Here is a 22998-nt window from a genome sequence, read left to right on the forward strand (position 1 = left end):
GCGCCGTACTGGCAATTCCAGCGAGACGACGAGTGCGGCAGATCCAACCGGGAGAACCTGCCTTGAGCCGTGAAACTGACAGTTCGTTTCCGAAGGGAAACGAGCCGGACGAACCCAAGACCGAGACGACGCTGACGACCCGGATTCGCATCAACATCCCGGGCTCCAGGCCGATTCCGCCGGTCGTGGTACGCAAGACGGTGGACCCCGCGGAGGCATCCGACTCCGCGGACGTGGACGACCAGGCGCAGTCCAGAACCGGGCAGCAGCCCGCCCCGCAGCCGCCGAACCCCGCTGAGGGCTCCAGAAGCGGCAGCGACTGGTTCGCCCCGCGCAAGCAGCCGACGGGCGCGCCCGCCGACGACCAGGGTCCCCACGGGACTCCTCCCGACGGCACGCCGGTCGCTCCGCTCCGTACGGACACCCCGCACGCGGGCACGCCTGCCTACGGCCGTGCGGGCCAGGGCGACGAGCCCTCCGCGTTCGACGGCATGTCCGCGTTCGACGGCGGCCCGCCGCACCCCGCGGGAGGCTCCCGGCCGTCACCGCCCGCCGGCCCCACCAGCGGCCCGGCCGATGGCGAAATGCCGCTGCTGCCGCCGCAGTTCCAGCAGGCGCAGGGCGCGGAGCCGCCGGCGAGGCCCGGGCCCACCCCGCCGCCGCGCATCACCGAGATGATGAAGCCGCCGGTGGCCACCCACGACGACCGGACCGGTGAACAGCCGCAGGTGGGCGACCCGTTCGCGGGGTTCTCCTCCTCCGGAGCCACCTCGGGGCCCAACGGTCCCGAGTCGGAGTCCGCCCCGAGGAGCGAGCCCGCCGGCTCGGAGGGCGAGGCCGAGCCGTTCGCCTTCAGCGACCCGAAGCCGCCCAAGCGCAAGGGCCGCTCCGTGCTGGTGCTGCTCGGCGTCGCCGGCGCCGCGGTCTTCGCCGTCGCCTACGGCGCCGGGCTGCTCCTCAACCACTCCGACGTGCCCAACGGCACCACGGTGCTGGGCGTGGACATCGGTGGCTCCACCCGCGAGGAAGCGGTCGACAAGCTCAACTCCGCGCTCGGGGGCCGTGACACCGCCGACCTCAGGATCAACGTCGAGGGCGAGGAGCAGACCCTCAAGCCGAGCGTCGCCGGGCTCGGCATCGACACCGACGCCACGGTGCGGGGCGTCACCGGCCGGGACTACAACCCGATCTCGGTCATCGGCTCGCTGCTCGGGACCAGCCAGGACGTCGAGCCGACCTACACCGTCGACGAGGACAAGCTGAACGCCGCCATCGAAGGACTCGGCGGCTCGGGCAAGTCCGCCGAGGGCATGGTGAGGTTCGAGAACGGCGAGGCGGTACCGGTGCCCGGCCGGGCAGCGATGGCGATCGACTCGGCAAAGGCCGCCGACGCGCTCGAAGCCGCGTACAAGGAGCGTGCGGCGGGCGGGAAGGACACGCCCGTCACGCTGCCCGTCAGCAAGCAGCAGCCGAAGATCACCGAGCAGGAGATGCAGCGCGCCGTCAAGCAGTACGGCGAGCCCGCGATGTCCGGCTGGGTGTGGCTGAAGGCCGGCGGCGTCGAGGTGCCCTTCAGCGAGAAGTCGATCAGCGACTTCTTCACGCTGCGAGCCGGCGGCACGAGTCTCCAACCGCACGTGGACGCCAAGGCGTTGGCCCAGAAGTACGGCGGCGCCTTCGAGGGGGTCGTGGTGGACGCCGGCACCGGCCCGGTGCCGATGACGGCCGAGCACGCCGCGGCCGCCGTCACCAAGGCCCTGATGGAGAAGGCCCCGGCCGAGCCCGGCAAGCGGGTCGCCGAGGTGGAGGGCGCCCGCAGCGGGAGCTGACGAGGGAGAGAAGGGGGCCCGGACACTTCGGTGGCCGGGCCCCCTTCCCGTACGTGCTGGGCCCTCCCGTACGCACCGGCCGAGTGTTTCCGTCCGTACGGGTGGGGCCGGTCCGTACGCGCGGCAGGGTCCGACCGGCTCGCGCGGCGCGCCGTCCTTCGGCTCCGAGCCCCCTGCGGCGGCGGTCAGTTGAGTCGGGCGCGGGCGATCCGGGCCTCGCGGTGCACGGCGTCCGCCGCCTGCGGCTCGGCGGCGGAGATCAGCTCCGCGTACTCCTCAAGCTCCTTGGCGGCGGCGGCGAACTCGCCGCGGTCGACGAGCACCTTCGCCCGCTCGTGGCGCAACTGCAGCGGATGGTGGGGGAGCAGCAGGGACAGGTCCAGTGCGGCGAGTCGGACATCGGTGCGCTCGGGTCGGCGGACCGCCCATTCCCGGATGTTGCTCAGCACCCGTAGCACCGTCTCCAGCGGTCCGGCGGCCTCCAGCATGGCCCGCGACAGTGGGCGACCCGTCGTGCCGCTGACCAGCAGACGGGCCTCCGCCTCCGGGAGCAGCCGTCCGCCCGCGAACGGGTCGGCGAGCACCAACTCGCCGGGTCGGCCGCCGAACCCGACGACGTAGTGCCCGGGCAGCGCCACACCGCGCACCGGCGCTCCGGCTCTGCGGGCGACTTCGAGCCAGACGACGGAAAGCAGAATGGGCAGTCCGCGCCCGCGGCGCAGCACCGCGCCCAGCAGTGAGGACTCCAGGCGCTGGTAGTCCCCGGCCGCACCGCCGAAACCGCAGCCCTCGCCGAGGACTTCGGCCAGGGTGCGCGCCCACTGCTCGGGGGCGCGTCCGCGGGAGTATGGGAGCAGACCGCTCAGCCGGTCGAGCTCCATCTGCCCCTCGTCGACGGTCCGTTCGGCCCTCGCGGGGTCGGCCGGGTCCGGGCAGGCGCCGATCACCGCGCCCAACAGCAGACAGAGCAGGGCCAGATCGGGTTTCTCGGCGCGTGCTGCTTCGGCGAACCATTCGCGCGGTTCGCGCGGCCCGTCGCCGTCCGGCTCGCTCATGCTGCCCTCCTCGAATCCCCGACTGCTGCTGCCCCGACTGCCGCCGTCCCGACCGTGTGCTGCCCGACGGTGGCCCACCGCCGAGTCCGCGCCCGCCGTACCCACCACCGCCCAGCGCTCCGGATGCGCCCGGCTGCCGTGCGCCGCCGTCCGTCTCCCGGTCGGCGGCGCCCGCCGGTCACCCGGGGTCGGGACGCCAGTGGTGGTAGCTGTGGTGCCGGGCGAACCCCAGCCGCTCGTACATCTGCCGTGCACCCTCATTGTCCGTCTCCACCTGAAGATAGGCAGCCGAAGCGCCTTCCTCCAACGCCTGCCGGGAGAGCGCCGACATGATCGCGGTCGCCAGCCCGCGACGGCGGCGAGCGGGGTCGGTCTCCACCGCGGTGAACCCGGCCCAGCGTCCGTCCACCACCAGCCGGCCGATCGCGGCGGGCGGTTCGCCACCGGAGACCGGCAGGCTCGCCAGCCAGACCGAGGGGCCGCCCTCCAGCACCGCGGCCATCGCCGGGCTCCGGGTGGTCACCCGCTGGTACCGGTCGAGCCAGCCCGGCGGAAGGGTCCGGCTCAGTCGCACCTCGTCGGGGTCTGCGAGTCCGTCCCCGGAGGCCGCCCCGGACGGTTCGGCAGCGGTGTCGGCGACCCGGGCCAGGCCGGCGATCCACAGCTCGGCGCTGACGTCGATGCTCCAGCCGTGTGCGGCCAGCTCGGCGCCGAGCCGCTCGCCGTCACCGTCGCCCCCGGTACTGGTCTGCACGCACGGACGCAGCCCGCGGGCGTCGTACCAGTCCCGGACGTACGCCAGCGCCCGGGCTGTCGGCACTCCCGGATCGCCGAGCGGCAGAACCGAGTTGGCGCGGCGGGTGAATCCGTCGGCCGCGCGCAGCCGCCACCCGCCGAGGTCCTCCTGTTCCACCGGCGGCCAGCCGCGGGCCGCGACCGCGGCGAGCTCGACCGTGCCCGCCGCCGGGAGCCCTCGACGCCGGGGCGGCGTGCGCGGTACGACCTTGCCGGCGACCAGGTCGCTCTCGGGCAGCGACACCTGGCGGCCGTCCTTGCGCGTGATCCACAACACGCCGTCTGTCCACGATGTGAGCACCCCGACGGTGTCGGTGAAGGTTTCCGAAGCGGATCCCGCGCGGGTCAAACTCCGTACCGACACGCGTTTTCCCACGTCATCGGCTTCGATCCGCACTTCCAGCCGTCCGCTCACGGTGAACTCCGCTCTTCTCCTCGACCCTCTTGTTCGTCTCTCTACCAGGAGCGGCGATACTAGGTGTGGGCATCGACGACGCCGCGCTCCCGCGCGAGATGAGCCCTATCGAGGAGGAACGACAGCGTGACCTACGTCATCGCGCAGCCTTGTGTCGACCTGAAGGACAAGGCGTGCATCGAGGAGTGCCCCGTCGACTGCATCTACGAGGGCAAGAGGTCCTTGTACATCCACCCGGACGAATGCGTCGACTGCGGGGCCTGTGAGCCGGTCTGCCCGGTTGAAGCCATCTTCTACGAGGACGACACCCCCGAGGAGTGGCAGGACTTCTACAAGGCGAACGTCGAGTTCTTCGACGAGCTCGGTTCCCCCGGCGGGGCCAGCAAGCTTGGGCTGATCGACCGTGATCACCCCGTCATCGCTGCGCTTCCGCCGCAGGAGCACGACGAGTAGAAGCCCACGGCGTGGCACGGCTGCCAGCCGTACGGCCAGCCGCGACCCGAGCGGTCCGCAAGCCGACCGCGGTCCCGTACGAACGCCCCTCGTACGGGACCGCGGTGTTTTCGGCTGCGGGCCGCCGACCGGGTCGCCGGTGGCCGCCGTGCCCGCTGTGCCCGCCGTGCCCGCTGTGCCGGCTGTCCGGAGTTGTGCCGTGAAAAGTTGAGCGTGGAGAAAGTGAGTCAGCGCGTGCCATCAGTCTCGTCCCGTCTGCCGGTCTTCCCCTGGGACCGCCTGGAGCCCTACAAGGCGACGGCCGCGGCGCATCCCGGCGGCATAGTGGACCTCTCGGTCGGCACGCCCGTCGATCCGGTGCCGCAGCTGGTCCAGCGGGCGATGGCGGACGCCACCGACCGGCCCGGCTACCCCACGGTGTGGGGGACGCCCGAGCTGCGCGACGCCGTCGCCGGCTGGTGCGAACGACGGCTGGGCGCCGTGGGGGTGGGCCATCGCAACGTGCTGCCGGTGGTCGGCTCCAAGGAACTGGTCGCCTGGCTGCCGGTGCAGCTCGGGCTCGGCCCGGGCGACCGGGTCGCGTACCCGCGCCTGGCGTACCCGACGTACGAGGTGGGCGCGCGGCTCGCGGGCGCCGAACCGGTCGTCTACGACTCGCCGACGGAGCTCGATCCGACCGGGCTGAAGCTGCTGTGGCTGAACTCCCCGTCCAACCCGACCGGCAGGGTGCTCTCGCTCGGGGAGCTGCGGGAGATCGTCGACTGGGCCCGTGAGCACGGGGTGCTGGTCTTCAGCGACGAGTGCTATCTGGAGCTCGGCTGGGAGGCCGAACCGGTCTCGGTGCTCCACCCCGAGGTGTGCGGCGGCAGCTTCGAGGGCCTGGTGGCCGTGCACTCGCTCTCCAAGCGCTCCAACCTGGCCGGCTACCGTGCGGCCTTCGCCGCCGGTGACGCGCAGGTGCTCGAGGAGCTCCTCCTGGTGCGCAAGCACGGCGGGATGATGACACCCGCGCCGGTGCAGGCCGCGATGATCGCGGCGCTCGGCGACGATGACCATGTCGCGCAGCAGCGCGCCCGCTACGCGGCCAGGCGCGAGGCGCTGCGCGGGGCGCTGTCCGGGTGCGGGCTGGTGACCGAGCACAGCGAGGCGTCGCTCTATCTGTGGGCCACCCGCGACGAGCCCTGCTGGGAGACGGTGGGCGCACTCGCCGAGCGGGGCATCCTGGTCGCGCCGGGCGACTTCTACGGCCCGGCGGGCGAGCGTTTCGTACGGATCGCCTTCACCGCGACCGACGAGCGCGTCGAGGAGGCCGTGCGTCGGCTGAAGGGCTGAGACGACAAACAGCGCGGGCCCGGAAGTCTCCGGGCCCGCGCTGTCGTTCGGCGGGGTCGCACACCGCGTTCGGGCCGGCCGGGCGGTGTCGGCGCACTCCGCGTCAGCCGAGGGGCAGGCCCTGGACCGGCAGCCCGCCGATGGAGGCGTTGCTCAGCGGGAGGCTGTCGAGCGCGGCGGCCGGGGCGCTGTCCAGGCCGCGGGTGCCGATGCCTTCGGTGACGGTGCTGACCGTGGTGTCGAGCACGTCGGTCGCCTCGACCGCGGGCGCGCCGGACCTGGTGAGGCTGTCGACGGGGGCACCGGCCTCGGCGGGCAGCGTGGTGTTGACCAGGTCGGCACCGGTCTCGCCGGCCAGATCCGTGACGCCCTGGGTCGCGCCGTCCAGGTTGCTGACGCCACCGAGGTCCGGCGTCTTCGGCAGGTCGACGGCCTGGGCGGAGCCTGCGGCGGCACCGACGACGGACGCGGCGCCCGCAGCCGTCAGCAGTGCGCTCTTGGCGATCCGGCGGGTGAAGGACATGTTGCTCCTTTGACGGAGTGGCGTTCGGGCTTCCGGGCAGCGCCCGGTCAGACGCAGTGCCTATCGCCTGCGCGGCCCCGGAAGTTGCGGCCCGACTCGGTAAAGGATTGGTAATGCGTCGCATCATATGGGCAGGGAGAGAGGGGTCGGGAGGCGTATCGCGACCGGTCAACTCGCCGTCGCCACACGGCCGGAGCCTGCGGCGACTGGGTCGGACGCGTCCGTGCGCGACGCCCGTCAAGGCGTCTCCGACGCCGACGGCACCGTCGGGTGAAAGTCGGAGCGAACGGATCGAGCGTTGCTCGATGGAGTGAGAGTTCCGGAGCGAAGTTGACGCTCAGGGTTCCGTGTTGAGGGTTGGTCTCCGGGTGCTGGGTGGCGGGTGCCGGCCCGGACGAGGTGCCGTGTGCCGACCGAACTCGCAGCGCGCGAACCGCAGTCGGCGCGCACCGTCCGCGAACTCTCGCTGCGCGCACCCGCGGCGCCCCGGCGCCTCTGCGACCCCGGGCACTCTCCGCGGCCCGCACGTCGTCCCAGCGCAGCCCGCCAGCCCGCCAGCCCGCCAGCCCGCCAGCCCGCCCGTCCAACTCGGCGCAGCCGCACGACGCGTGGCCGCTGCTGCCGTCCAGCGGCGGCCGCCGCCTACCGAGTCAGCGTCAGCCGTACGTCGCCGTCGGCGCGCTTGTCCCGCTGCCAGCCGCTGCCCGCGGTGGCGGCGTCCCAGACGTAACCGTCGTAGGCGATGCGCCCGACCCCCAGGTGCGAGGCGTTCGCCAGCGACCAGTGCGCCAACTGCCAGCCCCGACGGGTGGCTTCGGCCTCGGCCGTGCCGTCGGAGCCGCCCTTGGCGTCGTCGCGCGGCACCTGGATGCGCAGCGTCGATTCGCGCTCGTCGTTGCCGCCGGAGCCGCCGCCGTCCCGGCCGCCGTCGCTCTGGTCCGCGCCGCCCTTCCCGCTCTCGCCGGCGCCGGGGGAGGGGGCGACCAGGCCCTTGCCGTGCTCCCGCTCCAGCTTGGCGCGGACCTTCGCCGCGTCACCGACGACCGGCTCGCCCTCGCGCTTTCCCGAGCAGTTGATCCCGGCCTGCGCGCGTCCGCTGAGCGCCGTCGTCAGCAGGGCGGCGCGCGACTCGTGCTTGGCGTACGCCTGTGGGAACGCGCTGCGCTGCACCCGCTGGGCTGCGTCGGTGAGCTCCAACTCGGCGTAGTCGGGGATCTCGACCAGCCGTGCGTAGAAGATCTCCGCGGAGTACACCGGGTCCATGATCTGCTCGACGGTGCCCCAACCCTGCGACGGGCGCTGCTGGAAGAGGCCGACGGAGTCCTTGTCGCCGTAGTCGATGTTCCGCAGCATCGACTCCTGCATGGCGGTCGCCAGGGCTATCGTCACCGCCCGGTCGGGCAGACCGCGGGCGGCGGCCACCGCCTCGATGGTCGCGGCGTTGCGGATCATCTGGGGCTCCATCTCCCAGGGCTCCTGCTTCTCGCCGCCCTCGACGACGCAGCGGAAGGGCCCCTCCTCGCTGCTCTTCTGCAGCACCAGGAGGTACCCGCCGAGCGCGAACAGCACCGCACAGGCGCCGACGATCCGCGCCCACCTGCCCAAACGTCCCCGCTGCTCGGCCATCCCACCAGCCTATAGGTGCACCGGTAGGGTCCTGCCCATGGCCCCGAAGACGCTTGATCTGCACCAGGACGCGGCCCGCCTCACCGCGCAGCTCGTCGATTTCCCCTCGGTCAGCGGCGACGAGAAGGCACTCGCCGACGCCATCGAGACCGCACTGCGGCAGCTGGACCACCTGGAGATCCTCAGGCACGGCAACAACGTCCTGGCCAGGACGCGGCTGGGACATCCGGAGCGGGTGGTACTGGCCGGCCACATCGACACCGTGCCGATCGCCGACAACGTGCCCTCCCGCCTCGACGAGGACGGGACGCTCTGGGGCTGCGGGACCTCCGACATGAAGTCCGGTGTCGCCGTGCAGCTGCGGATCGCCGCCACCGTCACCGAGCCCAACCGCGACCTGACCTTCGTCTTCTACGACAACGAGGAGGTCGAGGCCGACCGCAACGGGCTCGGCCACATCGCCCGCGACCTGCCCGAGTGGATGGCGGGCGACTTCGCGGTTCTGCTGGAGCCCTCCGGCGGCGAGGTGGAGGGCGGCTGCCAGGGCACCCTGCGCGTGCTTCTGCGCACCGCCGGTCAGCGGGCCCACTCCGCCCGCAGCTGGATGGGGGAGAACGCCGTGCACGCCGCCGCCCCCATCCTCAACCGCCTCGCCGCCTACCAGCCGCGCCGGGTGGTGATCGACGGCCTGGAGTACCGAGAGGGCCTGAACGCGGTCCGCATCGGCGGCGGTGTCGCCGGGAACGTCATCCCGGACGAGTGTGTCGTCACCGTCAACTACCGGTACGCGCCCGACCTCGGCGAGGAGCAGGCGCTCGCCCATGTGCGGGAGGTGTTCGCGGACTGCGGCGTGAAGGAGATGGTGGTCGACGACCACAGCGGGGCGGCGCTGCCGGGCCTCGGTCACCCCGCCGCGGCGGCGTTCATGGCGGCCGTCGGCGGCACCCCGCAGCCCAAGTTCGGCTGGACGGACGTCTCGCGCTTCAGCGCTCTCGGGGTCCCGGCCGTCAACTACGGCCCGGGAGAGCCGAGTCTGGCGCACCGCGTCGACGAGCGTGTCGACACCGCGAAGATCCTGCACTGCGAGGAGCGGCTGCGGAGCTGGCTCACCGACTGAGGCGTACGCGGTGCCGGGATGCCCCGTACAGGTTCCGTACCCGGGGAGTTGTCCCTCGGGTCGGCCGGCGCTGCGTACCCTTGGCCGAAGATCGAGGCGGAGGGAGCGCGAGATGAGCAGCGCAGACGAGCGGGAGCTCAAGGAACAGCGGTTGGGTCCGGTCGTACGCCGCAGGGGACAGATGCAGCCGGGCACCGCCGACCAGCGACTGCTGGATTCGAGCGGGCCGTCCGACTTTGTCCACCAGGACCCCTGGCGGGTCATGCGCATCCAGTCCGAGTTCGTCGAGGGCTTCGGCGCGCTGGCCGAAGTCGGGCCCGCCATCAGCGTGTTCGGCTCGGCGCGGACCCGCGAGGGCACCCCGGAGTACGCGGCCGGCGTGGAGCTCGGCCGGGCCCTGGCCGAGGCCGGCTACGCGGTCCTCACCGGCGGCGGGCCGGGCGCGATGGAGGCGGCGAACCGCGGTGCCTCCGAGGCCGGCGGTGTCTCGGTGGGCCTGGGCATCGAGCTGCCCTTCGAGCAGGGTCTGAACAGCTACGTCGATCTCGGGGTGAACTTCCGCTACTTCTTCGTGCGGAAGACCTGCTTCGTCAAGTACTCGCAGGGCTTCGTCGTCCTGCCGGGCGGGCTCGGCACCCTGGACGAGCTGTTCGAGGCGCTGACGCTGGTGCAGACCCGCAAGGTCACCCGCTTCCCGATCGTCCTCTACGGAACGGAGTACTGGGAGGGCCTGCTCGGCTGGCTCCGGAACACCGTGGCCAAGGAGGGCAAGATCGCTCCGGGTGATCTGGACCTGCTGGAGCTGACCGACGACGTCGACGAGGCAGTCTCCCTGCTCACGAAGTAGACCGGCCCCGGCCGTCGGCCCGCGCCGTCGGCCGGACACCGGCCCGTCCGACCGACCGGCGTACGCGGCCGCGCACCGCAGCCGCCCCTCGGCTAGGCGAGTCCGCGTCGGGCGACGGCCGGTGGGCGGTGGCCGGCGATCGAGGCCACCATCTCCAACACCTGCCGTGTCTCGGCGACTTCGTGGACCCGGTAGACCTGGGCGCCCAGCCAGGCGGAGACCGCCGTCGTCGCCAGCGTGCCGATCAGCCGCTCCTTGACGGGCCGGTCGAGGGTCTCGCCGACGAAGTCCTTGTTGGAGAGCGAGACCAGCACCGGCCAGCCGGTGGCGGTCATCTCCTCCAGCCTGCGGGTCGCCTCCAGCGAGTGGCGGGTGTTCTTCCCGAAGTCGTGGCCGGGGTCGATCATGATCGCGTCCCGTCTCACGCCGAGCTCCGCGGCGCGGTCCGCGAGCCCGGTCGTCACGCTCAGGATGTCCGCCATCACGTCCGGGTACGTCACCCGATGGGGTCGGGTGCGGGGCTCGGCGCCGCCCGCGTGGGTGCACACCAGTCCGGCGCCGTGTCTGGCCGCCACCTCCGCGAGCCGGGGATCGACGCCGCCCCAGGCGTCGTTGAGCACGTCCGCGCCCACCTCGCAGACGGCCTCGCCCACTTCGTGCCGCCAGGTGTCCACGCTGATCACCACGTCGGGGTAGCGTCTGCGTACCTCGGCGACGAAGCCGACCGTACGGCGGATCTCCTCCTCGGCGGTGACCTCGTCGCCCGGGCCCGCCTTCACCCCGCCGATGTCGACGATCGCGGCACCCTCGGCGACCGCCTGCTCGACGCGGTCCAAAGCCGGCTCGTCGCGAAAGGTGGCGCCCCGGTCGTAGAAGGAGTCGGGGGTGCGGTTCACGATCGCCATGATCACGGGCTCGTGTGCACCGAACTCCCGCTGTCCCAGCCGCAGCATGAGGCGTCCTTCCTGAGTGGGGGAGCGGAGTGAAGCGTTCGTCGTGACCCTAACCCCGGCCGCTGACAACCGCGTTCGGGTGCGCCGGCCGGGGACCGGGCCGGTGGCGCCGCTTGCGCGCCGGCAGCCCCGGGGGCGTCGCCGGCCGCCGTGCGCATGGCAGGATCGGGGGAGCCGCGGCTGTGCGGCGGACGGTACGGCGGGGAGCGACGGTCGTGTTCTGGTTTCTGCTCTTGGGGCTGCTCCTGGTGATCGGCGCGGTCACGCTCGCGGTGAGCGGCAGCGGTGTCGGCAGGGGTGGCGATCGTGTGGTCGGCGGACTCGCCGACCCCGTACCGGAGCGGCTCGCCGGCGATCTGCCGCCCGACCGTCCGGTGGCGCGCACGGACATCGACTCGCTGCGACTGCCGCTGGCCCTGCGCGGATACCGCATGGAGGAGGTCGACGACGCCCTGGACCGGCTCGGCGCGGAGCTCTCCGAGCGGGACGCGCGGATCGCCGAACTGGAGGCGGCGCTCGCCGGTGCCCAGGCGGACGCGGTGGCCGGCGAGCTTCTGGACGAACCGCGCCGCACCGGTGAAGTGCCGCCGTCCGGGGCGGAGCCGGAGCCGCAGGACGGCTTCCCGCGCGCCACCGCGAGCCTGCACCGTTCCCGTACGGGCCTCGACGCCGAGGCGGACGAGCACGACGTTCACGACGCCGAGCCGCCGAGCGGTCCGTGCACGATTCGCGACGCACGGGACGCCGGCGCCGCGGATGACGTCGGGGACGCGCCCGGTGCGACTCCCCGCGGCAGTGGCGGCGGTCGGGAGAACCGGTGAGCGGGCAGGGCGACACCGTGCAGGGCGCCGACGGGCTGCCGCGCTGCCCCTGGGGCGCGGGCCCCGAGGACTACAGCGCGTACCACGACCAGGAGTGGGGCCGACCCGTCCACGGCGACAACGCGCTCTTCGAGCGGCTGTCGCTGGAGGCGTTCCAGTCCGGACTCTCCTGGCTGACGATCCTGCGGCGCAGAGAGGGGTTCCGTACGGCCTTCGCGGGGTTCGACATCGCGGTGGTCGCCGGGTTCACCGACACCGACCGGGAGCGGCTGCTCCAGGACGCGGGCATCATCCGCAACCGCGCCAAGATCGACGCCACGCTCTCCAACGCACGCGTGCTCGCCGGCTGGCAGCAGGGCGAACTCGACGCGCTCATCTGGTCGTTCGCGCCCACGGCCGGCTCCCCGCCGGCCGCACTCGGCGACGTTCCGGCCAGCACGGCCGCCTCCGGCGCACTGGCCAAGGAGCTCAAACGCCGCGGGCTGCGGTTCGTCGGGCCGACGACGGCGTACGCGGCGATGCAGGCGTGCGGCCTGGTCAACGACCACCTGGCCGACTGCGCCTTCCGCAACCCCCGGCCGTAGAGCCGGGGCCCGCGCCGTTCGCGCCCCGCGTGGCGCTGCAGCGCGGGGTGCCGCCGGCGCGGGGTGCGAACCGCGTTCAGCGCCCCAGGAAGCGCGGCTTCTCCTTCTTCACGAACGCCTCCACCGCGATGCGGTGATCCTCGGAGGAGCCGGCGCGCACCTGCAGCTCCGCCTCCTTGGCCAGGGTCTCCGCGAGCGTGTGCTCGGCGCCGAACGCGAGCGACTCCTTCAGCGCCGCGTACGAGGCCGTCGGCCCCTGCGCCAGTCGGCGTGCCAGCTCCAGGGCCGCGTCCGGCAGCTCCTCGGCGGTCACCACGCGCTGCACCAGGCCCAGCTCCAGCGCCTCGTCCGCCTTCACCGAGCGGGGGAAGAGCAGCAGATCCGCGGCCCGGGCGGGCCCGACCAGCCGGGGGAGCGTCCACGACATGCCCGAGTCCGCGGTGAGCGCGATCCCGGCGAAGGAGGTGTTGAAGGCAGCGGTGTCGGCGGCGATCCGGTAGTCGGCGGCGAGGGCGAATCCGAACCCGGCTCCGGCGGCGACGCCGTTGACCGCGGCCAGCACCGGCTTGGGCATGGTGGCGATCGCCCGGGTGATCGGGTTGTAGTGGTCGTCGACCGTGGTGAGCGCCTCGCCCCCGTGCTCCCGCAGCGCCTCGATGTGCTCCTTGAGGTCCTGGCCGACGCAGAAGGCGCGCCCGGTGCCGGTGAGCAGCACGGCGCGCACGGAGGTGTCGGCGGCGGCTGCCTCCAGCGCGTCCCGCAGCGCCTCCTTGGTCTCGCGGTTGAGGGCGTTCATTGCCTCGGGACGGTTGAGAGTGATCGTCGCGAGGCCGTCGGTCGTGTCGTGCGCAACGGTGTCGGCCATGGGCCCAGCATGGCGGAGATCAACGGGCGCGAACAGGTCGTCCGACGGCGACGCGCGGTGTGACCTGTGTCTACTGGAGGCGTGCCGGTGGCGGAGTATGACGGGCGTCGCAGCGGTATATGCCGTTTTGACTGGGCGCGTTGCACAGAAGATGCCTGCCGATGTTGGTCAACGGGTCCTGCGATGCGGGATAATGGTGGTGAAGCGATGTGTTCGATGCCGGTGACATCTGGGTTGTCGCCTGCGACGAGCTGGTTCGAGCTGGTTTCAGGAAGGGGAACGAGCATGGCGGCCATGAAGCCGCGGACGGGCGATGGTCCGCTAGAGGTGACCAAGGAGGGGCGGGGCATCATCATGCGCGTTCCGCTCGAAGGCGGTGGACGACTCGTCGTCGAGCTGACCCCGGATGAAGCGGTCGCACTGGGTGAGGAACTGAAGAAGGTCACCGGCTAGCGGTCGGCCGACGCACCTTGTGGTGATTTCCACGAGAGCCCCCGGGACGGTTGACGCCGTACCGGGGGCCTCGTCGTCCCCGGGCCGGCGTCCGCGGTGGGCGATCGGGCGCGGCGGAAAGGGTTCGGGGTTCGGGACGGGCTCGCGTGGCCGTGCTGCGCGGCGCTGTCAGCGGGTGCGTTTGATCGCGCAGAGCAACCCGTCGCCCACCGGGAGCAGCGTCGGCAGCAGCTCCTCGCTGTCCCGCACCGTGCGCAGCAGTTCGCGGACCTTGAGCACGTCCTCGGTCTGGGCGGAGGAGTCGACCGTGCGGCCGTCCGCGAAGACCCCCTCGAAGCAGACCAGGCCGCCCGCGCGGAGCAGGCGCAGCGATTCGGCGAGGTACTCCAGAGTTTCCTGGAGGTCGGCGTCGCAGAAGACGAGGTCGTAGGCGCCGTCGGCGAGGCGGGGGAGCACGTCCAGCGAGTGCCCCGCGATCAACCGCGCGCGATTGCCGGCGAAACCGGCGGCGCGGAAGGCCTGGCGGGCGAACTGCTGGCGCTCGGGCTCGACGTCCACGGTGGTCAGCACGCCGTCGGGGCGCATACCGTGCAGCAGGTGGATGCCGGAGACGCCGGTGCCGGTGCCGATCTCCACGACGGCCTTGGCGTCGGTGGCCGCGGCGAGGAGCCGCAGTGCCGAGCCCGTACCGTCCGACACCGGTCGCAGTCCCGCTTCGCGGGCCCGGCTGTGCGCCCAGCTGAGTGCGGCGTCCGCAGCAGTGTCGACGTGGTCGACGCCGTACGCTTCGGCGAACGCCCAACTCGTCTGCCGGTTGCCGGTAATGGTCCGTCTCCTGTCCCCGTGGACCAGGTCTGCGTGGTCTACGTGCGTCAACGTGACTGTATCCGCTGGCCCCGGGAACCTGGATACGGGATCGCGCGTTGAAACCATCAGGTGACCGAGGCGTGGCGCACGCGCCAGTTGTGACGGGGGTCCGTGAATGGGACTGGGGCACAGGAGGTCGGTGCACAAGCCGTCCGAAAATGCTTATCCGGAGCTAACGGGGCAGATGGCTAAGGTGAGTGCTCCACTGGACACCACCAGAGCCGACAGGGGAGGTGCGGCTTCGGCCGGTGATCGGCGGGCGCTTCGGCTTCCCCGCTGGTGTTCCGGCAAGCCAACATCTGTGACCGACAACGCTGACCGCAGTCCCGCCACTACTTCCGCGTCCGCCAAGGCGCCCGCGACAGCGGTGTTCGCCGAAGACGCGGAGAGTCAGACGTGGACGCCTCCCTCGTGGGAGGAGATCGTCAGCACGCACAGCGCACGGGTGTACCGCCTGGCCTACCGCCTCACCGGAAACCAGCACGACGCCGAGGACCTCACTCAGGAGGTCTTCGTCCGTGTCTTCCGGTCCCTGTCGACCTACACGCCGGGCACCTTCGAGGGCTGGCTGCACCGGATCACCACCAACCTCTTCCTGGACATGGTCCGCCGCAAGCAGCGGATCCGCTTCGACGCGCTGGCCGACGACGCCGCCGAGCGCCTCCCCAGCCGCGAGCCCTCTCCTCAACAGCACTTCAACGACACCCACTTCGACGCGGACGTCCAGCACGCGCTGGACACCCTCGCGCCGGAGTTCCGCGCGGCGGTGGTGCTCTGCGACATCGAGGGCCTCTCCTACGAGGAGATCGCCACGACTCTCGGGGTCAAGCTCGGCACGGTGCGCAGCCGGATCCACCGGGGCAGGTCGCAGCTGCGCAAGTCGCTCAAGCACCGCTCGCCCGCCCGCAGGTCCGAACTCCCGGTGGTCGAGCAGCCGGTGCCCGTCGGAGCCGTCGACGCACCCCTGGCGGAAGGTGGTGCGCGGTGAGCGGTTCAGCTGAGCCGACACCGGTGGAGCTGCACCTCGGAGACCGGCTCGCGGCGCTGATCGACGGCGAGTTGTCGGACGAGCCCCGAGAACGCGTGCTCGCCCATCTGGCGACCTGCCCCGACTGCAAGGCCGAGGCCGACGCGCAGCGCAGGGTCAAGAGCGTCTGCGCGGGCAGTGCACCGCCGCCCCTGTCGGACGGGCTGCTGGCCAGACTCCAAGGCCTTCCGGGCGCGGGCCGGGAGGGGCCGGTCGACTACTTCGGCCCGGGCGCCTCGGGCGGGCTGAGCATCCACTACCCCCTGACCCCGGGAGCGGGCCACCACAGCGCGCTCTCCGGCGGTGGTGTCCTCGACTCCCCCCGTGGTTTCCGCACCCATCGCCCCTCCGAGGCGGAGCGGACGGCACGGGGCCGCCGGTTCGCCTTCGCTGCGGCAGGAGCGGTCTCGCTAGCCGCAGTCGCCCTGGGCGGTGTGGTGAGTTCCGGGCAGGGCGCTTCGGGTAGCCCGACGACGGCCGCCCCCGCGAGGGTCCCCGCGGCCGGTGTCGAGCGCGGCGAGCGGCGGGGCGAGTCGGGCGTGACCGAGCGGGCAGCGGGCCCGTACGCACAGCCCACCACGCACAGCAGTCCGCTGACTGCGCTCAGGGAGCAGGCCGGGTGGGCCGCCGGCTCCCGCGGCCAGGAGATATACGCGCCGGGCCTCGGGCCGCTGGCCGCAGGCCGGGCATCCCTGCCGCTCCTCTCGCCCCCGCTGGCCCTGGCTGTCGCACATCGCGGTGTGCCGGTGACCACCGACGGCGCTGCCAGCGGGCGTTCGGGAGCGAGACCGTACGCGATGCCGAGCGCAAACGGTTCTCCGGCCGGCCCGCAGCCGCCCGGTTCGCTCGCCGACGGCTCGGGTGCTCCGCCGGCCTCCCACCCCTGACCTCCGCCGCCCGGGCGCCGAGTTGTCCAGGGGCGGACGGTTGCCTGCGCGGCGCCTCGCGCGCCTGGTTCAATTCGTCAGTGGCAGTGCCCGGGAGGGCTCCCGGGTGAACGCGTGAGGTGTGGGAAAAGCATGGATGAGTCGAGCGGCTCCGAGCCGAGGCCGAAATGGTGGAACAGGCCGCGTCGCAACGCCGGTTCCGACGACGTGATCGTCGGTGCCACCGGCGAGGTGTCGGCACGCGATGTGCCGGGCGCCCCCGCCGAGCCGGAAGAAGTGCCGCCGCAGGGGACGGGGTCCGGGCAGAGCCGGGTGCCGGCCGCTGCCACTCCGCTGCACCCCGAGGACCCGTACGGCACACCCCCGTACGGCGGTCCCGGTCCGTGGGCGCTCGCCCCGCCCGTGCAGCACCCCAGGGCGCAGCCGACGCCCGCACACGGTGTCCCGGTGCCCCCGCCCGGCTCCACACCTCCGGGCGGTGTGCACACGGTGGGTGCCCACGTGCCGCCGACTCCCGCCCACGGCACGGCTGTTCCACCGCACGGCACACCCGCCCACGGCGTGCCCGGCGGCACTCCGTCCCACGGGACTCCGGCGCCCGGCGCCCACCCGCACCCGGGCACCCCGGCCCACGGGACCGGCGTACCGCCTGCACCGCCCGTGCCGGGCACTCCCGCCCACGGCACCGGCGTCGCCGCGGTGGCACACACCCCGCAGCACCCCGGGAAGCACTCGCCCGGCGATGCCTCACACGCCTCCCACACCGGCGGCGGGCAGCACCGGTACGACCCGTGGGCCGTTCCCGGCGGGCCCGGCGAGGGGCCGACGCCGCCCACCGGCTCCGGTGACGGCCGCGGTCCCCGCGGTCGCACGCTGCTGGTCGGCGCGCTGCTGGTCGCCCTGCTGGCGGGTGCGGTCGGCGGTGCGGTCGGCATGTATGTCGAGCGCAACGGCGGTTTCGGCCGTGTCTCGCTCTCCCAGCCGGCCGGTGAGGGGGGCGACCGGCCCAAGGACAGCGTCGCCGGTATCGCCGCCTCCACGCTGCCCGGCGTGGTCACCCTGCACGTTCGCGGCGGTTCGGGGCAGTCGACGGGCACCGGCTTCGTCCTCGACGACAAGGGCCACATCCTCACCAACCACCATGTGGTGCGCTCCGCAGCCCAGGGCGGCCGTATCGGGGTGACCTTCAACGGCGGCGAGACGGTGCGCGGCCGACTCGTCGGCGGCGACGGCGGCTACGACCTGGCGGTGGTGAAGGTCGACAGGGTCGACGGGCTGCGTCCGCTTCCGCTGGGCAACTCCGAGTCCGTGCAGGTGGGCGACCCGGTGGTGGCGATCGGCTCGCCGTTCGACCTGGCCGGCACGGTCACCACGGGCATCATCAGCGCCAAGGAGCGTCCGGTGACCGCGGGCGGCCGGGGCGACGGCACGGACATCAGCTATGTCAACGCGCTCCAGACCGACGCGCCCATCAACCCGGGCAACTCCGGCGGCCCGCTGGTCGACACCAGAGGTCGGGTGGTCGGGGTCAACACCGCCATTCGCAGCGGCGAGGGCGGTGGCGGCGGTGCGGACGAGCAGCGCGGCGGTTCGGTCGGTCTCGGCTTCGCGATCCCGGTCAACCAGGCCAAGCGAGTGGCCGAGGAGCTGATCAACGACGGCAGGGCCACCCATCCGGTGATCGGTGTCAGCGTCGACATCGCCGACCAGTCCGAGGAGGGCGCCAGAGTCGGTGGCGGCGAGGGCGACCAGCCCGGCGTGGTGCCCGGCGGGCCGGCCGACGACGCGGGGATGAAGGAGGGCGATCTCATCACCGCGGTGGACGGCGCCCGGGTGCGCAGCGGCGAGGAGTTGATCGTCAAGATCCGCAGCCACAAGCCCGGCGACGAGCTGGAGCTGACGGTGGAGCGCGGGGGCAAGGAACGCAGCGTGAAGTTGACGCTCGGTTCGGGGAGCAGCGGGTGACAGCCGGCTGTGCCCGGGTCGAACTCGACCCGCTCCCTCCCGCTCGCACACCAGTGCCGGGTACCGTGGCGCCGTGGACCTCCGCAGGCCGGAGGCAGGGAACTTCTGAGGGAGTGGCACCGTGATCTTCGACATCGGGGCGATGGAAGTGGTGGTGCTCATCATCCTGGGCATGCTGCTCTTCGGACCCGAGAAGCTACCCAAGCTCATTCAGGACATCGTGGGCTTCATCCGCAAGGTGCGTAGCTTCTCGGACACCGCGCGGGACGACATCCGCAAGGAAATGGGTCCGGAGTTCAAGGACTTCGAGTTCCAAGATCTGCACCCCAAGCGGTTCGCGCAGAAGCATCTGATGGAGAACGACGATCTGGGCATCAAGGAGCTGCGCGAGAGCCTGGACCTGCGCAAAGAGCTGAACGAGGTCAGCGACGCCGTCAACATCTACAAGAACGGCGGAGGTTCGGACGGTCCGCCGGAGCTGCTGCGCAAGCCGGAGAGCGAGCAGGCGGCCGAGACGGCCAAGACGCCCAACCTCACAAAGTCTCCTGACCTCTCCAAGCCTGTCAATGGCTCTGCTGCCGGTACTCCACCGGTTTTCGACCCCGACGCGACCTGAGCTTTCTGCTGCTCCGCGGGGGTGACGGAGCCCTCTTCGCCCCCTGTTGCCGGTATGCCGAAGCAAGCGGTGTGATGTCCGTCATGCCCGCCGAGAGCCGTGAAGGTGGCTATCCTCCCTGTGTCCGGGGTCGGTCCCAGGAGCCTGTCCGTGCAACGGAGCGTCACGCCGCAGCAGTTGAGCGGCAGCTCCGAGCGGAGGGGCGAACGGGGAGCATGACGACCATGACAAACGGGGTACAAGGAGGCTTCGCGCAGATGGAGACAACGAGTCGGGCCACAGCGCCTGGGCGCGCCGGCGGTCCGTCCGCTCCGCAGCGGAGAGCGGATACCGCAGAGTTGACGGCGCTGGCGGAGGCGGCGCAGTTCCCCTGGTACGGACTGGACGAGGCGTTCAGCGGTCGTCGCTGGGTGGGGCAGGTCCGTACGGGCCTCGACGGCACCGTGGAGCACGGAGCCATGGGGCACGGCGAGGAGCCCTCCCTGCGCTTCGAGACCAACCCCGCGGTGCAGCGCTTCGCCGTGGTCGTCACCGTGGCCACCCGGCCGGTGCGGGCCAGCGCCGACGGTACGGGTGTGCTGGACGCGACGAGCGGGGCGTCGGCGGCCTGGCTCGCCGGCTCCGGGTTGCTCTCCTGCACCTGGCCGACCCACATGGAGCGTGCGCTGCGCCAGGCCTGGCTCGACCAGCAGACCGACATCGCCTGGGACCTCGCGGACAACCTCGGCGGTGAGGGCTGGAGCACCCTGTCCCTGCCGGTCGACGGCGTGCCCGCGGACTTCCACTACCGCGAGTCCGACTACGGCTGGGTGCTGGCCGGCACGGCAGGCGACAGTGTGCACCTCGGCGCGTACGGCCGCGGCCTGAGCGCGTACGGGCTGGGATTCAGCGCGGTCAAGGACCTGACGGCGTACAGCGGTTGAGGCGGATCGGGCAGGCGGCGCCGGCGTCGACCGCGCAGGCGCCGCGGGCATGAGTGGGGCGGACCACCGCGCGGTGGTCCGCCCCACTCATGCCACCGCCCGCAGTGGGCGGCGGGATCAGAACTTGTTGCTCGGGGTCAGCCCCAACGACATCCCGGACAGTCCGCGCTGACGGCCGCCGAGCTTGCCCGCGATCGCGCGCAGCGAGGAACCGGCGGGGGAGTCGGGGTCGGTCAGCACGACCGGCCGCCCGTCGTCGCCGCCCTCGCGTAGCCGGACGTCGATCGGCACCGAGCCGAGCAGCGGCACCTGAGCGCCGGTGGTCTGGGTCAGGCCGTCCGCGACCCGCTGACCGCCGCCGCTGCCGAACACGTCGACCATCTCGTCGCAGTGCGGGCAGGGCAGCCCGGACATGTTCTCCACGACGCCGACGATCTTCTGGTGCGTCTGCACGGCGATGGAGCCCGCGCGCTCGGCGACCTCGGCCGCGGCCTGCTGCGGCGTCGTGACGACCAGGATCTCCGCGTTGGGGATCAACTGGGCGACGGAGATGGCGATGTCACCGGTGCCGGGGGGAAGGTCCAGCAGCAGCACGTCCAGGTCGCCCCAGTAGACGTCCGCGAGGAACTGCTGCAGTGCGCGGTGCAGCATCGGGCCGCGCCAGACGACCGGGGCGTTGCCCGGGGTGAACATCCCGATGGAGATGACCTTCACGCCGTTCGCCGACGGCGGCATGATCATGTCCTCGACCTGGGTCGGGCGGCCTTCCGCGCCGAGCATCCGGGGCACCGAGTGGCCGTAGATGTCGGCGTCGACGACACCGACCTTGAGCCCGTCGTCGGCCATCGCCGCGGCGAGGTTGACCGTCACCGAGGACTTGCCGACGCCGCCCTTGCCGGAGGCCACGCAGTACACCCGCGTCAGGGAGTTGGGCTGGGCGAAGGGCACCTCGCGCTCGGTCTTGCCGCCGCGCAGGGTGTCGGCGAGCTCGCGCCGCTGCTCGTCGCTCATCACGTCGAGCGTGACGGTGACCGCGGTGACGCCTTCGACGCGTTCGACGGCCTCGGTGACGCGGGAGGTGATGGTCTCGCGCATCGGGCAGCCGGAGACCGTGAGGAAGACCTCCACAGCGACGGCGCCGCCGGCGGTGATGCCGACCGATTTGATCATGCCCAGCTCGGTCAGGGGCCGGTTGATCTCCGGGTCGTTCACCGTCGCCAGCGCGGCGCGCACCGAGTCCTCGGTGGGGAGTGATTCGCCGGACGCGGGCCCGTACGTGTCGGTAGCCATACGTCGATGGTACGGCGCCCCGGGGGTTCCACTGAATGGTCCCCGGGCGCGAAAAGGTAAGGTGCCGTCTGCTCCGACAACCGTGGGACCCGGGAGGACGAACGTCTGTGAGCGCACACTCCGAGCGAGTACCTCCCTCTCGAGCCGTGTGCCGCTCGGCGATCGCTCTGGGGCTGGTGCTCCTCACCGGTGCGATGACCGGCTGTGGCGAGGAGCAGGACCCCGACGAGGGCACCAACGGAGTGGGCAAACTCACCGCCAAGCAGATCGAGGCCAAGGCCCGCAAGAGCGCCGAGAGCGCCGACGCGGTGCGGCTGTCGGGCACGGTGGTCAGCAAGGGCAGCTCGTACCGGATCGACATGCGGCTGAAGGAGAACGGCGGCGTCGGCGAGGTCTCCGCCAAGGACGGGCCGCGCTTCGAGCTGCTGCGGCTCGCCGAATCGCTCTACCTCAAGGCGGACGCCGACTTCTGGGCCCACGACGGCAAGGGCGGCAAGCAGAGCGCTGCCGACAAGCAGGCCGCCGGCAAGCTGGAGGGCAAGTACGTACGCGTCCACTCCGAGGACCCCTCGTACAAGCAGCTGAGCGCCTTCACCGATATGAAGGTGCTGCTGGAGGGGCTGTTGAGCCTGGACGGCGAGCGCGAGGTCGGGGAGCGCAACGAGATCGGCGGCGTACGCACCGTGCAGGTCATGGCCGGTGAGGGTGGTGGCGGAACCCTGGACGTGGCGCTGGTCGGCAAGCCCTACCCGCTGCGTCTGGAGCGCGGTGGCGGGGCCGGTGTGGTGGAGATGGCCGAGTGGGGCAAGGACTTCACCCTGCGCAAGCCGAAGAAGGAGCAGACCGTCGACCACGGCGAGCCGGGCGCGGGAAGCGGTCTCAGCGGCGGCTGAACGCAACTGCGCGTGCTCGTAGGGGAGTTGGGCCCGGCGGACCCGGCGCGCGTCTCACTGCGGCGCACAGCGGCTGTCGACCTCCGCGCCCGTCGGCGCGTACGGCGGCGGGGCGCGAACGAAGCTGCCACCGGGACGAGCCGCCCACCGCGGACGGGCTTTCCGCTGATCGGGCCGTACGGCGGCGGGGCGCGAACTCCGGGAACTCGCGGTCGTCCGGGCCTACTTCCGCCGGCGGCGGAAGAGCAGCTTCGGCAACCCGGCCGGCGCCGGGTTCCGGGTGGTGGCCGGGGTCGGGAGCGGTACGGCCGCGGTGGAGCCGTCCGGCATCGCACCGGGACGCTGCGTCGGCTCGCCCGCGGGCTCCAGCCGGAGCACCCGGCATTCGGAGGCCCAACGAGCGGTCAGATTCTCCGAGTCGGGGGCGTTGAGCCGCTTGCCCTTCAGCTCGGTCACCGCCGCTTCCCACTCCGGCGAGCGGGGCGCCAGCTCCGTGACGCGAGCCGGCCAGGCGACCAGCCGGCCGCCCTTGTCCTTGCTGCGCGCCGTCACCGTGGCGGTGTTGCCCTCCGTCAGCCCCAGCCCGTCGACCGGCTGTTCGCCCGGGCCCGTCACCAGGCACACCGCACCCTCGTGCCACACGTGCCACAGCGCGCGCGAAGGGCCGTAGGGCCCGCGCACCCAGAGCAGCCCGGACTTCTTGGCCGTCTCCTCGATCAGTGCCCGCGAGAGGAGTGGCTGATCAGCGGTCTCGGTCATGCGCCGACCCTATCGCGGGGCCCGAACATCCGAAGGCGGAGGCGGTTCCGTCCGCTGCGGGGAGCCGGCAGCGCAGCGCGCGGCCCGCGCACCGGACGCGCAC

At 72.4% G+C, this 22998-nt stretch carries 23 protein-coding genes; 14 read left to right on the top strand and 9 right to left on the bottom strand.

The genetic code is table 11. The annotated features are described in order from the left end of the window. The first annotated feature begins 62 nt into the window (after positions 1-62). Positions 63-1829 (top strand): hypothetical protein, encoded by a 1767-nt coding sequence (locus tag MTQ01_RS08445; RefSeq protein ID WP_247488215.1) that lies wholly within the window; start codon positions 63-65, stop codon positions 1827-1829. Between the two features lie 185 nt (positions 1830-2014). On the opposite strand, the gene MTQ01_RS08450 is transcribed toward MTQ01_RS08445, so the two are convergent. Further along, positions 2015-2884: a transglutaminase-like domain-containing protein gene (locus tag MTQ01_RS08450; protein ID WP_247488217.1), complete on the bottom strand. Its 870-nt coding sequence runs from the start codon at positions 2882-2884 to the stop codon at positions 2015-2017. 178 nt (positions 2885-3062) lie between these two features. Beyond that, positions 3063-4142, bottom strand: a complete 1080-nt coding sequence (locus tag MTQ01_RS08455) for a GNAT family N-acetyltransferase (RefSeq protein WP_247489135.1) — start codon at positions 4140-4142, stop codon at positions 3063-3065. 78 nt (positions 4143-4220) lie between these two features. On the opposite strand from MTQ01_RS08455, the gene fdxA reads away from it, so the two are divergent. Both fdxA and dapC read left to right on the top strand, forming a co-directional pair. Next, positions 4221-4547 (top strand): ferredoxin, encoded by a 327-nt coding sequence (gene fdxA, locus MTQ01_RS08460; protein WP_211042065.1) that lies wholly within the window; start codon positions 4221-4223, stop codon positions 4545-4547. A 234-nt stretch (positions 4548-4781) separates the two neighbouring features. Then, positions 4782-5879 (top strand): succinyldiaminopimelate transaminase, encoded by a 1098-nt coding sequence (dapC, locus tag MTQ01_RS08465; protein ID WP_247488218.1) that lies wholly within the window; start codon positions 4782-4784, stop codon positions 5877-5879. A gap of 103 nt (positions 5880-5982) precedes the next feature. On the opposite strand, the gene MTQ01_RS08470 is transcribed toward dapC, so the two are convergent. Both MTQ01_RS08470 and MTQ01_RS08475 read right to left on the bottom strand, forming a co-directional pair. Further along, entirely contained in the window at positions 5983-6402 is a 420-nt protein-coding gene (locus MTQ01_RS08470; protein WP_247488220.1) for an ATP-binding protein, read from the bottom strand. A 642-nt stretch (positions 6403-7044) separates the two neighbouring features. Further along, positions 7045-8028, bottom strand: a complete 984-nt coding sequence (locus MTQ01_RS08475) for a hypothetical protein (protein WP_247488222.1) — start codon at positions 8026-8028, stop codon at positions 7045-7047. Positions 8029-8065: 37 nt separating this feature from the next. On the opposite strand from MTQ01_RS08475, the gene dapE reads away from it, so the two are divergent. After that, positions 8066-9145 (top strand): succinyl-diaminopimelate desuccinylase, encoded by a 1080-nt coding sequence (gene dapE / locus MTQ01_RS08480; protein WP_247488224.1) that lies wholly within the window; start codon positions 8066-8068, stop codon positions 9143-9145. Positions 9146-9257: 112 nt separating this feature from the next. Then, a complete protein-coding gene (locus tag MTQ01_RS08485) occupies positions 9258-9992 on the top strand; it encodes a TIGR00730 family Rossman fold protein (protein WP_247488226.1) in 735 nt (244 codons plus the stop codon). A 92-nt stretch (positions 9993-10084) separates the two neighbouring features. Here the strand turns inward: MTQ01_RS08485 and folP are convergent, their stop codons facing one another. After that, positions 10085-10945: a dihydropteroate synthase gene (gene folP, locus MTQ01_RS08490; protein ID WP_247488228.1), complete on the bottom strand. Its 861-nt coding sequence runs from the start codon at positions 10943-10945 to the stop codon at positions 10085-10087. A gap of 215 nt (positions 10946-11160) precedes the next feature. On the opposite strand from folP, the gene MTQ01_RS25275 reads away from it, so the two are divergent. Both MTQ01_RS25275 and MTQ01_RS08500 read left to right on the top strand, forming a co-directional pair. Beyond that, complete coding sequence (locus MTQ01_RS25275; protein ID WP_374207653.1) at positions 11161-11766, top strand: DivIVA domain-containing protein; 606 nt, start codon at positions 11161-11163, stop codon at positions 11764-11766. Then, complete coding sequence (locus MTQ01_RS08500) at positions 11763-12350, top strand: DNA-3-methyladenine glycosylase I (RefSeq protein WP_308294372.1); 588 nt, start codon at positions 11763-11765, stop codon at positions 12348-12350. The genes MTQ01_RS25275 and MTQ01_RS08500 overlap by 4 nt, the downstream gene beginning before the upstream one ends. 76 nt (positions 12351-12426) lie before the next feature. On the opposite strand, the gene MTQ01_RS08505 is transcribed toward MTQ01_RS08500, so the two are convergent. Beyond that, the gene (locus MTQ01_RS08505) at positions 12427-13215 is read right to left on the bottom strand and encodes an enoyl-CoA hydratase/isomerase family protein (protein WP_247488230.1); all 789 of its coding nucleotides are present in this window, start codon (positions 13213-13215) and stop codon (positions 12427-12429) included. A gap of 285 nt (positions 13216-13500) precedes the next feature. Between MTQ01_RS08505 and MTQ01_RS08510 the strand changes: the two genes are divergently transcribed. Further along, a complete protein-coding gene (locus MTQ01_RS08510) occupies positions 13501-13668 on the top strand; it encodes a DUF3117 domain-containing protein (protein ID WP_181354972.1) in 168 nt (55 codons plus the stop codon). 168 nt (positions 13669-13836) lie between these two features. Here MTQ01_RS08510 and MTQ01_RS08515 read toward each other — a convergent pair whose 3' ends face one another. Next, a complete protein-coding gene (locus MTQ01_RS08515; protein WP_247489139.1) occupies positions 13837-14520 on the bottom strand; it encodes an O-methyltransferase in 684 nt (227 codons plus the stop codon). Positions 14521-14836: 316 nt separating this feature from the next. Here MTQ01_RS08515 and sigE point away from each other — a divergent pair, with 316 nt between their 5' ends. The 5 genes from sigE (at position 14837) to MTQ01_RS08540 (ending at position 19953) form a co-directional block, all read left to right on the top strand. After that, entirely contained in the window at positions 14837-15523 is a 687-nt protein-coding gene (gene sigE, locus MTQ01_RS08520) for an RNA polymerase sigma factor SigE (RefSeq protein ID WP_247488232.1), read from the top strand. Next, positions 15520-16449, top strand: coding sequence for a zf-HC2 domain-containing protein (locus MTQ01_RS08525; protein WP_247488234.1), 930 nt, complete (start codon positions 15520-15522; stop codon positions 16447-16449). The genes sigE and MTQ01_RS08525 overlap by 4 nt, the downstream gene beginning before the upstream one ends. Before the next feature lie 132 nt (positions 16450-16581). After that, positions 16582-18414: a trypsin-like peptidase domain-containing protein gene (locus MTQ01_RS08530; RefSeq protein WP_247488236.1), complete on the top strand. Its 1833-nt coding sequence runs from the start codon at positions 16582-16584 to the stop codon at positions 18412-18414. Positions 18415-18535: 121 nt separating this feature from the next. Beyond that, on the top strand, positions 18536-19030 hold the full coding sequence (locus MTQ01_RS08535) for a sec-independent translocase (RefSeq protein ID WP_247488237.1): 495 nt from the start codon (positions 18536-18538) through the stop codon (positions 19028-19030). Between the two features lie 257 nt (positions 19031-19287). Continuing rightward, entirely contained in the window at positions 19288-19953 is a 666-nt protein-coding gene (locus MTQ01_RS08540) for a hypothetical protein (protein WP_374207654.1), read from the top strand. A gap of 117 nt (positions 19954-20070) precedes the next feature. Here MTQ01_RS08540 and MTQ01_RS08545 read toward each other — a convergent pair whose 3' ends face one another. Next, positions 20071-21243, bottom strand: coding sequence for an Mrp/NBP35 family ATP-binding protein (locus MTQ01_RS08545; protein WP_247488241.1), 1173 nt, complete (start codon positions 21241-21243; stop codon positions 20071-20073). Between the two features lie 194 nt (positions 21244-21437). Between MTQ01_RS08545 and MTQ01_RS08550 the strand changes: the two genes are divergently transcribed. Further along, positions 21438-22136 carry a hypothetical protein gene (locus tag MTQ01_RS08550; protein WP_247489140.1) on the top strand — a complete coding sequence of 233 codons (699 nt, stop codon included), beginning with the start codon at positions 21438-21440 and terminating at the stop codon, positions 22134-22136. 222 nt (positions 22137-22358) lie between these two features. Here the strand turns inward: MTQ01_RS08550 and MTQ01_RS08555 are convergent, their stop codons facing one another. Then, positions 22359-22895 carry a hypothetical protein gene (locus tag MTQ01_RS08555; protein ID WP_247488243.1) on the bottom strand — a complete coding sequence of 179 codons (537 nt, stop codon included), beginning with the start codon at positions 22893-22895 and terminating at the stop codon, positions 22359-22361. Positions 22896-22998: the final 103 nt, after the last annotated feature.

Source organism: Streptomyces sp. XM4193 (assembly GCF_023072595.1).
GTDB lineage: Bacteria > Actinomycetota > Actinomycetes > Streptomycetales > Streptomycetaceae > Streptomyces.

What these genes read in the sequence shown, in the direction of transcription:
- MTQ01_RS08450 (WP_247488217.1), bottom strand. Translation starts at nt 2,884, where the DNA reads ATGAGCGAGCCGGACGGCGACGGGCCGCGCGAACCGCGCGAATGGTTC.
- MTQ01_RS08470 (WP_247488220.1), bottom strand. Translation starts at nt 6,402, where the DNA reads ATGTCCTTCACCCGCCGGATCGCCAAGAGCGCACTGCTGACGGCTGCG.
- MTQ01_RS08475 (WP_247488222.1), bottom strand. Translation starts at nt 8,028, where the DNA reads ATGGCCGAGCAGCGGGGACGTTTGGGCAGGTGGGCGCGGATCGTCGGC.
- dapE (WP_247488224.1), top strand. Translation starts at nt 8,066, where the DNA reads ATGGCCCCGAAGACGCTTGATCTGCACCAGGACGCGGCCCGCCTCACC.
- MTQ01_RS08485 (WP_247488226.1), top strand. Translation starts at nt 9,258, where the DNA reads ATGAGCAGCGCAGACGAGCGGGAGCTCAAGGAACAGCGGTTGGGTCCG.
- folP (WP_247488228.1), bottom strand. Translation starts at nt 10,945, where the DNA reads ATGCTGCGGCTGGGACAGCGGGAGTTCGGTGCACACGAGCCCGTGATC.
- MTQ01_RS08505 (WP_247488230.1), bottom strand. Translation starts at nt 13,215, where the DNA reads ATGGCCGACACCGTTGCGCACGACACGACCGACGGCCTCGCGACGATC.
- MTQ01_RS08510 (WP_181354972.1), top strand. Translation starts at nt 13,501, where the DNA reads ATGGCGGCCATGAAGCCGCGGACGGGCGATGGTCCGCTAGAGGTGACC.
- MTQ01_RS08530 (WP_247488236.1), top strand. Translation starts at nt 16,582, where the DNA reads ATGGATGAGTCGAGCGGCTCCGAGCCGAGGCCGAAATGGTGGAACAGG.
- MTQ01_RS08540 (WP_374207654.1), top strand. Translation starts at nt 19,288, where the DNA reads ATGGAGACAACGAGTCGGGCCACAGCGCCTGGGCGCGCCGGCGGTCCG.
- MTQ01_RS08545 (WP_247488241.1), bottom strand. Translation starts at nt 21,243, where the DNA reads ATGGCTACCGACACGTACGGGCCCGCGTCCGGCGAATCACTCCCCACC.
- MTQ01_RS08550 (WP_247489140.1), top strand. Translation starts at nt 21,438, where the DNA reads ATGACCGGCTGTGGCGAGGAGCAGGACCCCGACGAGGGCACCAACGGA.
- MTQ01_RS08555 (WP_247488243.1), bottom strand. Translation starts at nt 22,895, where the DNA reads ATGACCGAGACCGCTGATCAGCCACTCCTCTCGCGGGCACTGATCGAG.